The following is a 12,262-nucleotide window of genomic DNA, read 5'->3' as shown; positions in this document are numbered from 1 at the left end:
GCTACCGCCGCCCGTCCGCGGACGGCCGCGCGCTGCACGGGCGGATGTCCTTCCAGACGCCCGCGATGTGCTCCAGGCACTGCTCGCGGCCGCCGCTGAAGCCGCTGGGGCGCCAGCCCGCGGGCGGCTCGCGCCGCGCGTCCCACAGGGAGAACTGCTCCTCGTCGTTGACCACCACTTGGTACGTCCTGTCCGCAGCCGATTCGCTCACCGGGTCCTGCTCTCCTGGGGCTTGGCATCCGTGGGGAAGGGGGGCGCCGCTCACGCGCGGGCCAGCAGCGCGCGGGTGTCGGCCTTGCCGTTGGCGGTCAGCGGGATCTCCGCGACCGTGACGATCTCGGCGGGCACCATGTACGGGGGCAGCTCGCGCGCCAGGGCGGCCCGCAACCGCGCCGGGTCGGGGGCCGCCCCGGGCGCGGGCACCACGAAGGCGGCCAACTGCTGCGCCCCCGAGGGGGCCTGGCGGGCGACCACCACCGCGTCGGCCACCTCGGGCCTGCGCTGGAGCACCGCGCGCACCTCGCCCGGCTCGACCCGGTGGCCCCGGATCTTCACCTGGTGGTCGGTGCGGCCGAGGAACTCCAGCCGCCCGCCGCGCCACCGCCCGCGGTCCCCCGTGCGGTACAGCCGGGCGCCGGGCGGGCCGTAGGGGTCGGGGACGAACCGCTCGGCGGTGCGGGCCGGGGCGCCGAGGTAGCCGTGGGCGACCCCCGCGCCGCCCACGCACACCTCGCCGGGCACGCCCTCGGGCACCGGTTCGAGGCGGTCGTCCAGCACGTACATCGTGGTGTTGGGGATCGGCAGGCCGAGCGGCACGAGGCCGTCGTCGCCGAGCCGGGTGACCAGCTGGCCGGAGTTGCCGACGGTGATCTCCGTCGGGCCGTACTCGGTGGCCACCGGGGTGCCGCCCGGGCCGGCCAGCCGGTCCCAGCGGCGGGCCAGTTCGACCGGGAAGGCGTCGCCCGCGGCGATGGCGAGCCCGGCCAGGCCGCGTGCCTCGGCCGGCTCCAGATCGGTGCTGAGCAGGTTCAGGTGCCCAGGCGTCATCTTCACGAAGCTGTACGGGGCGCCCTCGACGAGCAGCGCGCCCAGGTCCGCCGGGTCCAGCGGGTCGGGCAGCAGGTCCACCCGCTGGCCGACCACGAGGGGCGCGAACAGGCTCGGCACGCCGAGGTCGAAGCCGATCGAGCTGAAGTGCGGGGAGCCGCCGGTGCCGCGCGCGGCGTACTCCAGGGCGGTCCACAGCACGTAGTTGGCGAGACCGGCGTGGTGCACCAGCACGCCCTTGGGGTCGCCGGTCGAGCCCGAGGTGTAGATGACGTAGGCGACGTCGGCCGGGCCGCCGCGCGTCCCCGGCGGTACGTCGGGCGCGGCCTCGATCGCGGCCTGCTCGCGGTCCAGCACCACCGGCCGCGCGCCCTCGGGGTCCAGCAGCGGCAGGTGCTCGGCGCGGGTGACGGTCAGCGCGCAGCCCGCGGCCGCCGCCATCCGGCGCAGCCGTGCGACGGGCAGGTCCGGGTCGAGCGGCAGGTAGGGCGCCCCGCACTTCCACACCGCGAGCAGGGCCGGCAGCAGGTCGGGCCCGCGGCGCAGGCACACCCCGACCGGCACCCCGCCGCCCGCCCCCCGCGCGAGCAGGTGGTGGGCCAACCGGCTGGAGCGAGCGTCGAGTTCGCGGTAGGTGAGGGTGGTGCCGTCCGCGCGGACCGCGGGGGCGCCCGGTGTACGGGCGGCCTGGGCGGCGAACAGGTCGAGCACGCCGGCGACGTCGCGCTCCACGGTGCGGCCCGCGGCCCACCGGCGCAGCACGTCGTCGCGCTCCCCGGCGGCGAGCACCGCGGCCACCGCGTCCCCGTCGGGTCCCGCGGCCATCGCCGCCAGCACCCCCCGGTACATGCCGGCCAGCCGCTCCAGCCGTCCGGCGTCGAGGAAGCCCCCGGTCCGCAGGGTCAGGACGCCGTCGTGTGCCTCCACCCGCAGTCCGTGGACATGTGCGGCGCCCGACGCGCCATCAGCGGCGCCGGGTTCGCACGGTTCGGCGACGAAGACCGCGTGGTCGGCGTGCAGTGGGTCGCCCGCTTCCTCGCGGGGCCCGGCGGGGGCACCCGGAAGAGCGCCGGCCGCCAGCGTGGCCAGCTCCCGCCAGGTGGCGGCGGCTCCCGGGTCCAGTGTCACCCGCCGTACGTCGCCGGCCGCGTCCAGCAGATCGGTGGCGAACTCCGCCTCCTCGACCAGGGTGTTGAGCACCTTGGCGTGCGCGGCCAGTAGCACCGCCGGCCGCTCGCAGCCGGCGGCCTTCGCCAGCGCGTCCAACTCCGGGGCGATGTCGGCGAAGTGGGCCTCGCTTCGGCGCGCAGGCGCGCCGAGGGCGTCGGCCGCACGCCAGGCGCTCGGCAGCCGGAAGTCCCCGGCGCTCACCGGCCGGCCCCGCTCTCCAGCAGCTCGCCGGCGATCCTGCCCATCAGCGGCCCCGCGGGCTCCAGTACGTAGTGCGCGGCGTCCAGCAGGTGCAAGGTGAACCCCCGGGTGGTCTCGGTGCTCCAGGCGGCCATCGCGGCCGCGGCCACGAACTCGTCACGCAGGCCGCCGATGACGGTCAGCGGCAGGTCGAGCGGTGCGCCGGGGGAGTAGGCCAGGGTCTCCACGAGCTGGTAGTCCGCGCGCAGGATGCGCTCGAACATCGCCATCAGGTCGGCGTCGTCGAGGACTTGGGCGGCCATCCCGCCGTACTTCACGACCCGGGCGAGCAGTTCGGCCCGCGGTAGCCGGTGCAGCGGCGGGTCCTCCACCACCCGCGCCCGCGGTCCCTCGGCGGAGGAGAGCACCAAGGCGTGCGGGGGAGCGCCCGCGGCGGCCAGACGCCGGGCCAACTCGTAGGCGAGCACGCTGCCCGAGCAGTGCCCGACCACGACGAGCGGCACCTCCCGCAGCGCGGCGACCCGCGGCTCCAGCGCGTCCAGCAGCGCCCGCGGATCGGTGAGCAGTGGTTCGCCCAGCCGGTTCTCGCGGCCCGGGGCGCGCACCGCGCACAGCTCGACGCCCTCGGGCAGATGGGCCAGCCACGGGCGGAACGCGGCGGCGCCCGCGCCGACATGGGGCACGCACAGCAGCCGCAGCCGGGCGGGCGCGGCGGTCCGCAGCCGGGCGATCCAGCGGTCGGCGGCGGGGTGGGCGGGGTGGGCGGTCATGGGCGCAGCGCCTTCCTCATCGTCTCCGCGGTCCCGGGGTCGCGCAGCAGCGCCAGCGGGGAGCGCAGCCCGTGCCCGAGCCGGTGCGCCCGCGCCTCGGCGCCGCTCAGCGCGGCCTCGACCGGAATCCGGCCCAGGCCGTCGGCGACGAGCAACGCCCGCCCCTCGTACGGCGGATGGCCGTACCGGGCGACCGCGTGCGCCAGGCGCGCCCAGCCCGCCTGCAGCGCGGCGAGGTCGGCGGGCGCCGCGTCCTCGTACCAGCCGGCCGCGCGGAAGCGGGCGTGCACCTCGGCCGCGCTCTCCCCGCCCTCCAGGGCGAACCGCCCCGCGAGGTCCGCGAGTCTCGCGGTCAGCAACTCCTCGGCGTCCGGGGTGGGTTCGTCTGCGGCGGGCGGCGGGGCGAGCAGCGCCAGCAGCGCCACCTCGGCGCCCTCCGCCCGCAGCCGCCGGGCCGCCTCCAGGGCGACCACGGCACCGTGGCCGAAGCCGAGCAGCCGGTAGGGGCCCTGCGGCGGGTGCGCGCGCAGCGCCGGCAGCAGCCGCTCGGCCAGGTCCTCCACGGTGCCCCCCGCGCCCGGCAGCGGGAAGCCGAAGGCCGCCCGCCCCTGCGCCCAGGCGGCCACCGCCTCGCGCTCGGCCCGCACATGGCTCTCGGAGTGCACCACGTGCAGCGGCCCGCCCTCGTCGCCGGCCGCGATCGGCAGCGCCCGCAGCGGGCCGCCGCCGGGGGCGGGCGCGGGCAGCGGGCCCGGGTCGAGGGCGGCAGGGCGCACCGGGCGCGGCGGCGTGAGGTGCTCGGCGAGCCGGGCGGGCGTCGGATGCCGCAGCGCGGCCGAACTGCGCACCGGCAGGCCGCGCTCGCGCAGTTCGGCGGTGACCTCCACGACGGTGAGCGAGTCGCCGCCGAGGTCGAAGAAGTCGTCGTAGGGCGTCACCGCCCGGCCGAAACGCGCGCTCCACACCTCGCCCACCAACTGCTCGACAGCAAGGCAGGAAAGGGCTGTCCGATCCGGGATCTTCGGGTGCACGGCGGGCTCCGTCTCTTGAATCGAGCGTGCCGGAAATCCTCCACGTATCGGCCCGCCGCGGAACAGGCATCCGGCAGGCAAATAGCCGAAAGGGCAATTGCCGGTGCCCTGCCTGGAGTTCGTATCCGCGGCCGGAAAGACTCGCCCTCGGTCGTCGAATCGGCGATGAGCGCGGACGAGTGCACTCGCCATTCGGAATTCGCGGACGAGAGAGGCAGTCGTGACCTCAGCGATGGCGCGCACGAACACCGGCTCCGACACGGACGTCCTCGCGGTGCGGCTCACCGCGCCCGAGCGGGCCGGACTGCAGGCGCTGGCCGACGGCCTCGCCGGGCCGGCCCTCGTGGACGACCCCGGATGGCAGCGGCAGGCCCGCGACGCCGGCGGCCGGCTGCCACCCCGGCTCGCCGCCGCCCTGCGGTCCTTCCGCCACGACCCCGGCCCCGAGGGCACGTTCACCGTCGGCAACCTGCCCGTGCCCGCCGCCCTGCCGCCCACCCCGGCCGTCCCGGAGTCCGTGGAGCGTGCCGCCACCGTGCCCGCCGCCCTCGCGGTGCTGCTGGGCGCCGAGCTGGGCGCGGTGATCGCCTACCGCGAGGAGAAGCACGGCGCGCTGGTGCAGAACGTGGTGCCCGTGCCCGCGCTCGCCGGCTCGCAGAGCAACGGCGGCTCGGTGCGGCTGGAGTTCCACACCGAGAACGCCTTCCACCCCCACCGCCCCGACTACGTCGGCCTGCTGTGCCTGCGGCCCGCGCACGAGGACCAGGTCGGCACCCAGGTCGCGAGCATCCGCCGGGCCCTGCCGCTGATGGACGAGGGCTGCGCGGCCGCCCTGCGCGAGGCGCGCTACCTCACCGAGGCCCCGCCCTCCTTCGCCGGCGCGGGCCTCTCGCGCCCGCACCCCGTCCTTTCCGGCGCGCCCGAGGACCCCGACCTGCGGGTGGACTTCCACGCCACCCGCGCCCTGGACGAGGGCGCGCAGAAGGCGCTGGCGCAGCTGCGCGAGGCGCTGTGGGCGGTGCGCGCGGACGTGGTGCTGCGCCCGGGCGACATGGTCTTCGTCGACAACCGGCTCGTCGTGCACGGCCGGGTCGCCTTCACACCGCGCTACGACGGCACCGACCGCTGGCTGCACCGCGTCTTCGTCCACCTCGACCACCGGCGCACCCGCGCCAGCCGCCCCGGCAACGGGGCCGTCCTCGACTGACGGGGACCGGCCGGCGCGGCGGCGGAAGCGAGGCGGGTCCGGGACGGGAGCGGGGGAGCCCCGGCGGACCGCGGCGGCACATCCGTACCGCTGAACGGCCGCCATACCCGGGCCATACCGCCGCCATACCGTCTCCGAATCGGGTGCGCCTAGCGTCGGTGGAAGCGGCCGCCCGCGACGACGGGCGGCGGCCCGCACCCGCCATGCCCCCGCACACCCGGAACCCTCCACACGTCCGCCCCGGCGCCCGCACGGCCCTGCCGACCGGGCAGCCCCCGCACCCGGTGCGCCCCGGAGCCCGCTTGCGCGCCGGCTCCCGCACGACCGCTCGTCCCGGCGGCCCGCACGATCCGCTCGTCCCGGCACCACCTCGACAGGAAGAGTGCTCACGACCATGCCACTCCTGCGTGCTCCCGCGAGCCGAAGGCCGAAGCTGCCCCCCACCCTGCACGGCATCCTCGCCCTGGTCCGCCTGCTGCCCCACGTCGACCGCGCGAAGGCCGCCTTCGGGCTGCTCGGGGTGCTGGCCGCCGCGGTGCTGCCGGTGGCCGGGGCGGTGGTCTCCGGCCTGCTCGTCGGCTCGATCGGGGCGACGCTGCGGGCGGGCCTGGACTCCCCGCAGGGCCGGCACACCCTGGTGCTGCTCGCCGCGGCGGGCGCCCTGGTGCTGGTCCAGCAGACCCTCACCCCGGTGCTGGCCGCCCTCGGCGAGACGCTGGGCCGCGAGGTCGACGCCGAACTGCAGCAGCGGGTGATGGCCGCCGTCGGCCGCCCCGAGGGCACCGCCCACTTCACCGACGAGCGGGTGCTGGACGCCCTGCGGGTGGTGCGCGGCCTCGGCATGACCGAGACCGACCGGCCCAGCCAGGCCGTCGCCGCCCTCGCCACGGTGCTGCCCGCCTGGCTGCGGGCGGTCGCCGCGGCCCTGGTGCTGCTCGCCTTCCACTGGTGGATCGGCCTGCTGTGGCTGGCCACCTGGCCGGTCGTGGTGCACTTCATGCAGCGCGAGTACTTCCGCGTCGGCCAGGCCGGCGGCGCCCGCAGCGGCGCGCTGCGCCGCGCCGAATACCTGCGCGACCTCGTGCTGGAGCGGCCCGCCGCCAAGGAGGTGCGGATCTGGGGGCTGCTGGACTGGCTGCTGGAGCGCTTCACGGCCGCCTGGCGCGAGGCCACCGAGCCCGTCTGGCGCGAGCGCCGCCCGCGCGCCCGGGTCGTCCTGGGCTCCACCGGCGCCGTCGTCGCGGTCAACCTCGCCTCCTACGGCACGCTCGCCTGGGCCGCCGTCCACCACGACGTGGGCCTGGGCACCGTCGCCGTCTTCACCCAGGCGCTCGCCCTTGCCAACACCTACACCGCCTTCGACGACAACAACGCCTACCTGTCCTTCGCCGGCGCCTCCGTCCCCCGCGTCCTGTCCCTGGACGCGACGCTGGCCGCCGAGCGGCCACCGGGGCCGCGCACGGAGCACCTGCCACCCGAACTGCCGGCCCACGCCATCGCGTTCGAAGGGGTGCGCTTCCGCTACCCCGGCACCGCGCGCGAGGCGCTGCGCGGGGTGGACCTGCGGATCGCCGCGGGCCGCTCGCTGGCCGTCGTCGGCGACAACGGCGCGGGCAAGAGCTCGCTGGTCAAGCTGCTGTGCGGGCTGCACGCCCCGACCGCGGGCACCGTGCGGATCGACGGTCACGACCTGACCGCGATCGACCCGGCCGCCTGGCGCGAGCGGATCGGCGTCCTCTTCCAGGACTTCGCCCGCTACCACCTCACCGCCGCCGAGAACATCGCCATGGGCGCCCCCCGCCACGCCGGCGACCGCGACCGGCTGCGCGAGGCCGCCCGCAGGGCCGGCGCGCTGCCGCTGATCGAGGGCCTGCCGCACGGCTGGGACACCGTGCTCTCCCCGGAGTACACCGGCGGCACCGACCTGTCCGGCGGCCAGTGGCAGCGGATCGCCCTGGCCCGCGCGCTGTTCGCGGTGGACGCCGGCGCCCGCGTGCTGATCCTCGACGAGCCGACCGCCGCACTCGACGTGCGGGCCGAGGCCGAGATCTACGAGCGGTTCCTGGAACTGACCGAGGGGCTGACCACCATCCTCATCTCGCACCGCTTCTCCACCGTCCGGCGCGCGGAGCGCATCGTCGTCCTGGAGGGCGGCGCGGTGGTCGAGGACGGCCGGCACGAGGAGCTGATGGAGCGCGGCGGCCGCTACGCCGCGATGTTCGGCCTGCAGGCCGCCCGTTTCACCGGCGGCACCCCGGCGGCCGGTCGCGCGGCGGCGGAGGCGGGCCATGCGTAGGACACTCCGGGCCTACCGCGAGCTGATGCGCATCGGCTTCGGCGCCGCCCCCTGGCACGCGGCCGCGCAGTTCCTGACCGGCATCGTCTTCGAGGTGTCGGTGCCGGTGGGCGGGCTGGGCGCCAAGATGATCGTGGACGCCGCCGTCTCCGGCGACACCGAGCAGGGCATGGCCGCGGCCGTCCTGCTCGCCCTGACCGTCGGGGCCGCGCTGGCCTGCGTCTTCTTCTACGTGCACTGCCTGTTCACCGTGCAGGAGCGCGCGACGGCCGCGGCCGGCCGGCGCCTGATGCGCCTGATCGGCGGCGCCGAGGGCCTGGCCCACCACGAGTACCCCGAGTACCTCGACCAGGTGCAGCGCGTCCGCGAGCACCAGGCGCAGCTGTCCGGCATGGTCAACGCCACCGCGGGCGTGCTGCGGGTGGGCGCCACCCTGATCGTCAGCGCCGTGCTGCTCGCCCGCGTCGACCCGCTGCTGCTGTGCCTGCCGGTGCTCGCCGCCGTCTCCTTCTGGCTCGGCAAGATCAGCCGCGACCTGACCGTGCGCGCCCAGGAGGCCACCAGCGAGCCCGAGCGGCTGCGCCGCCACCTCTTCGAACTCGGCACCTCCACCGCGGCCGCCGGCGAACTGCGTGTCTTCGGCGTCACCGCCCTGCTCGGCGAGCGGCACCGCCGGGCCGCGGCCGCCGTCATCTCCGAACGCAACCGGGCCAGTTGGCGCGGCGCCGCCCTCCAGGCACTGGACGCGCTGGTCACCGCACTCGGCTACGTGGCCGCCATCGTGCTGTCCATCTGGCTCGCCGTCCACGGCCACGCCACCGCCGGCGACGTCGTCCTCGTCCTCGGCCTGGCCGCCCAGCTCAGCGCCACCGTGGGCACCGCCGTGCGCTACGGCACCTACTTCCTGCTGGTGCTGCGGGTCGGCCGCCGCTTCGTGTGGCTGCGGGACTACGTCGCCGCCGAGCGCCGCACCCCGGCCGAGCCCGCCGCCCTGCCCGACACCCTGCGCACCGGCATCGACCTGGAGGACGTCCGCTTCGGCTACCCCGGCGGGGGCGGCGTGCTCGACGGGGTGAGCCTGCACCTGCCGCCCGGTGCCGTCGTCGCCCTCGTCGGCGAGAACGGCGCGGGCAAGACCACCCTGATCAAGCTGCTGGCCGGCTTCCACCGGCCCGACGCCGGCCGCATCCTCGTGGACGGCGCCGACCTCGCCGGCTGCGACACCGCCGACTGGCGCTCGCGCACCGCGGCCACCTTCCAGGACCACGCCCGCCTCGAATTCCCCGTGCTGGAATCCGTGGGCGTCGGCGACCTGCCGCGGGCCGGCGACCGCGCGGCCGTGACCGAGGCGCTGGAGCGGGCCGACGCGGCAGGCGTTGTCGCCGGGCTGCCGGACGGCCTGGACACCGCCCTCGGCGGCCGCTGGGACGGCGGCGTGGAGCTGTCCGGCGGCCAGTGGCAGCGCCTCGCCCTGGGCCGCGGCCTGATGCGGCAGGCCCCGCTGCTCGCCGTCTTCGACGAGCCCACCGCGGCGCTCGACGCCCACACCGAGCACGCGCTCTTCGAACGCTTCGCCGCCGCGGCCCGCGACGGGCGCGAGCGCGGCACCGTCACCCTCCTGGTCTCCCACCGCTTCTCCACGGTGGCGACGGCCGACCTGATCGTCGTCCTGGACGGCGGCCGGATCAGGGAGCAGGGCAGCCACCGGGAGCTGATGGCCCGGGGCGGCCTGTACGCCGAGCTGTTCGAACTCCAATCCAGGGGGTACCGATGACGCTTGACCACACCGAAGGACTCGGCCTGCTCGGCGGGCAGGTGCCCGCCTGGAGCGCCCGGCGCATCGCCGCCCTGCGCGCCCAGCGCGGCTGGACCCAGGAGGAGCTGGCCGAGCACTCCGGGCTCAGCGTGCGCACCATCCGCAACCTGGAGCTCGGCCATGTGCAGAACCCCCGCCGCTCCTCGCTGGACCTGCTGGTCAGCGCGCTGGGCGGCGCCGGCGGGCGGCCGCCGGACGCCGAACGCGCGGCCCTGGGCCACCTGCCCGACCTCCGGGAGCCGCACACCGCGCCCGTAGGCAGCCCCTCGGTGGTCGAACACCTCGCCCACACCGTGCGGGCGAACCGGCTGACGACCTTCCTCGGCCCCGGCGGCGTGGGCAAGACCCGCATGGCGCTGGACGTGGCCGCGCACCTCGGGCCCGGCTTCCGCGACGGGGTGCACGCCGTCGAACTCGGCGACCTGCCGCCCGGCGGCGGGCCCGAGCAGCAGACCGCGGCCGTCCTGGACCGGGTGCGCCGCCGCCTGACCCGCGGCAGGAGCGCCGCGCAGGGCGCCGGCGCCGAGATCGACACCGGCACCCAGGCGCTGCTCGTGCTGGACAACGCCGAGCACGTCCCCGACGGCGTCATGGGCGCCACCCGCGAGCTGCAGGCCGCCCTGCCCGGCGTGCACATCCTGGTCACCGCCCGCCGCCGGCTCACCGAACGCCTGGGCGCCAACCGGGAGATCCGCCCGCTGCCGCTGGAGCAGGCGCCCGGCGAACCGCTGTCGGCCGCGCCCGCCGTCGCCCTCTTCCTGCGCCACCTGGGCGCCGGCTCGCCGGCCGCCGCCGAGCTGGACAAGGACCTGCCGCTCGTCGCCGAACTGTGCCGCAGGCTCGGCGGCCTGCCCCGCTACATCGAGTTCGCCGCCGAGTGCCTGCGCGCCATCCCCATCCGCCTGATGCTCTCCTACGGGCCCACCCCGGAGATGCTGTGGTCCAACGACCACGCGCTCCTGCGCCACCAGCGCTCGGTCACCGACAGCATCCTGTGGAGCATCGATCTGCTCGGCGCCGACCACCGGCTGCTGCTGGAGGCGGTCGCCGAACTGCCCGCGCGCAGCTTCGTGCTGGAGGAGGCCACCGCCGGCTACGGCAGACGCGGCCCCAACCCGCTCACCCTGGTCTCCGACCTGCTGGACACCTCGCTGCTGCTGCCCGACGAGGCGCACCCCTACCACTACCGGGCCGCGCCCTTCGTGGCCGAGGTGGTACGCCGCTCGGGCCGTACGACGCCGGAGCCCGGCGGCCCAGCCTGCGACTGAACCACCGGGCGCCAACTCTGTTTCGAGCCCTTCCCACCGGAATTCCGGCCAGAACTCCGACCGGAACTCCAGCCGGAAGTCCCCTCAGAACTCCGGCCAGTTGGCCGGGTCGTCCCCGTGCGCGTGGATCAGCGCGCCCACCGTGCGCTCCAGGCCGAAGGCCATGCACGAGCTGTGCGCGGGGCCCTGGTCGGCGAAGCCGATGCCGAACCGTTCGCCCAGGTGGTCCTTGTGGCAGTTCGCCGAGGCGATGGCGGTGCCGGGGTCGCCGTCGTACAGCTCGGCGTGGAACTCGTACTTCAGCGACTGCTGGAGCTGGCTGCTGCGCATGAAGCGGTCGCCAGGGCCGAAGAACGGGTCGGAGGCCGGCTGCACCGTGACCTTCACGCCGAGCCGGCCGAACAGCGCCTCGGTGCGGGCGATCCAGTCCTCCCGCCACTGCCACGCCTCGTCCGCGCCGGCCACCACCACGAACTCGCGCATCCGGAAGGACCGGAACCGCCCGTACTCGCTGGTCGCCTCGTGCCGGTAGCAGTGGCCGGCCGCGTCGAAGTGGCGGGCCGCGGTCAGCACGGTGTCGGCGATCCGCGGGTAGACGCCGTAGCAGACCGCGGGGGCGAGCACCACGTCCGCCTCCTCGGGCACGGCCGAGGTGTCGGCGGGGTCGGTGCCGGTGCGCAGCGCGTGCACGGTGCCCAGCAGCTGGGGGAAGGACTCGGCGTACTGCGCGCGGTCGATGTGGGCGCGCGGCACCACCGGCGGATACCAGTCGGGCCCGGTCGAGGGCGAGGGGTCGGCAGCGGTCAGGGCGGCCTGCAGGCGCGCCAGTACCGCCTCGTGGGCGCCGGTGAAGCCCAGCAGCCCGGGCACGCCGGTGGGCAGCAGCCAGCCGGACTCGGTCGTCGTCGCGGTCATAGCGGAAGTCACGCTCCTTGCACGCTCCTTGGGGGAAGGCGGGGGGTTCTGGGGCCGGTCCGGGGGCCGGGCGGCGTCCGCCCGTGCGGGCCCGGCGGGTCCGCCGTGAGCCTGGGGCGGGTCTGCAGCGGGCCCGGCGGGTCCGCCTGGCCGGTTCTGCCGCGCTACCAGCCGGCGGTCCTGGCGATCTCGTCGTAGGCGCGGTCCAGGCCCGACATCAGGCGGGGGATCTGCTCGACCTCCAGCGGCACGCCGAGCGCCTTCTCCAGCTCCACCACGAACTCCACGGCGAGCAGCGAGTCGGCGTCCAGGTCGTGCTCGAAGTCGGTGGCCGCCTCCACCGCGGCCGGGTCCGCGGAGAAGACCGCGGCGGCGACGTCCCGGATGCGGGTGCGCCGCTCGGCGCGGCCGGCTTCGCCGGGGCCGGTGCCGGACTGCGGGTCGGCGCTCGTACGGGGGGCGGAGCGGGTGCCGGTGTCGGTGCCCGTGCTTGCGTGCGTGCCGGTGTCCATGCTGCTCTCGCTTTCTACGGGTCCGGGCC

The 12,262-nt window shown here is 76.4% G+C and carries 10 protein-coding genes; 4 read left to right on the top strand and 6 right to left on the bottom strand.

All coding sequences use genetic code 11. From position 1 onward, the window contains the following. Position 1 precedes the first annotated feature (1 nt). From BLR33_RS10405 to BLR33_RS10390, 4 genes are read right to left on the bottom strand one after another with little or no spacing between them, the layout of a single operon-like run. Entirely contained in the window at positions 2-211 is a 210-nt protein-coding gene (locus tag BLR33_RS10405; RefSeq protein WP_176930218.1) for an MbtH family protein, read from the bottom strand. 50 nt (positions 212-261) lie between these two features. Continuing rightward, positions 262-2,418, bottom strand: a complete 2,157-nt coding sequence (locus BLR33_RS10400; RefSeq protein WP_093784046.1) for an amino acid adenylation domain-containing protein — start codon at positions 2,416-2,418, stop codon at positions 262-264. Then, complete coding sequence (locus tag BLR33_RS10395; RefSeq protein ID WP_093784045.1) at positions 2,415-3,188, bottom strand: thioesterase II family protein; 774 nt, start codon at positions 3,186-3,188, stop codon at positions 2,415-2,417. Before BLR33_RS10395 ends, BLR33_RS10400 begins: the two co-directional genes overlap by 4 nt. Then, positions 3,185-4,219, bottom strand: coding sequence for a thioesterase domain-containing protein (locus tag BLR33_RS10390; RefSeq protein WP_176930217.1), 1,035 nt, complete (start codon positions 4,217-4,219; stop codon positions 3,185-3,187). The genes BLR33_RS10395 and BLR33_RS10390 overlap by 4 nt, the downstream gene beginning before the upstream one ends. A 220-nt stretch (positions 4,220-4,439) precedes the next feature. On the opposite strand from BLR33_RS10390, the gene BLR33_RS10385 reads away from it, so the two are divergent. The 4 genes from BLR33_RS10385 (at position 4,440) to BLR33_RS10370 (ending at position 10,806) form a co-directional block, all read left to right on the top strand. After that, complete coding sequence (locus tag BLR33_RS10385) at positions 4,440-5,426, top strand: TauD/TfdA family dioxygenase (protein WP_245771324.1); 987 nt, start codon at positions 4,440-4,442, stop codon at positions 5,424-5,426. Between the two features lie 394 nt (positions 5,427-5,820). After that, a complete protein-coding gene (locus tag BLR33_RS10380; protein WP_143031671.1) occupies positions 5,821-7,722 on the top strand; it encodes an ABC transporter ATP-binding protein in 1,902 nt (633 codons plus the stop codon). After that, positions 7,715-9,496 carry an ABC transporter ATP-binding protein gene (locus BLR33_RS10375; RefSeq protein WP_093784041.1) on the top strand — a complete coding sequence of 594 codons (1,782 nt, stop codon included), beginning with the start codon at positions 7,715-7,717 and terminating at the stop codon, positions 9,494-9,496. The genes BLR33_RS10380 and BLR33_RS10375 overlap by 8 nt, the downstream gene beginning before the upstream one ends. Continuing rightward, complete coding sequence (locus tag BLR33_RS10370; protein WP_093784040.1) at positions 9,493-10,806, top strand: helix-turn-helix domain-containing protein; 1,314 nt, start codon at positions 9,493-9,495, stop codon at positions 10,804-10,806. The genes BLR33_RS10375 and BLR33_RS10370 overlap by 4 nt, the downstream gene beginning before the upstream one ends. 84 nt (positions 10,807-10,890) lie before the next feature. Here the strand turns inward: BLR33_RS10370 and BLR33_RS10365 are convergent, their stop codons facing one another. Together BLR33_RS10365 and BLR33_RS10360 are read right to left on the bottom strand one after the other, a co-directional pair. Continuing rightward, positions 10,891-11,721, bottom strand: a complete 831-nt coding sequence (locus BLR33_RS10365; RefSeq protein ID WP_093784039.1) for an aminoacyl--tRNA ligase-related protein — start codon at positions 11,719-11,721, stop codon at positions 10,891-10,893. A gap of 164 nt (positions 11,722-11,885) precedes the next feature. Beyond that, complete coding sequence (locus BLR33_RS10360) at positions 11,886-12,233, bottom strand: acyl carrier protein (RefSeq protein WP_093784038.1); 348 nt, start codon at positions 12,231-12,233, stop codon at positions 11,886-11,888. Positions 12,234-12,262 lie beyond the last annotated feature (29 nt).

It is taken from the genome of Actinacidiphila guanduensis, assembly GCF_900103985.1.
Lineage (GTDB): Bacteria > Actinomycetota > Actinomycetes > Streptomycetales > Streptomycetaceae > Actinacidiphila > Actinacidiphila guanduensis.
Note: the sequence above shows the minus strand (reverse complement) of the source record. Positions and strands in the feature narration are given on the sequence as shown.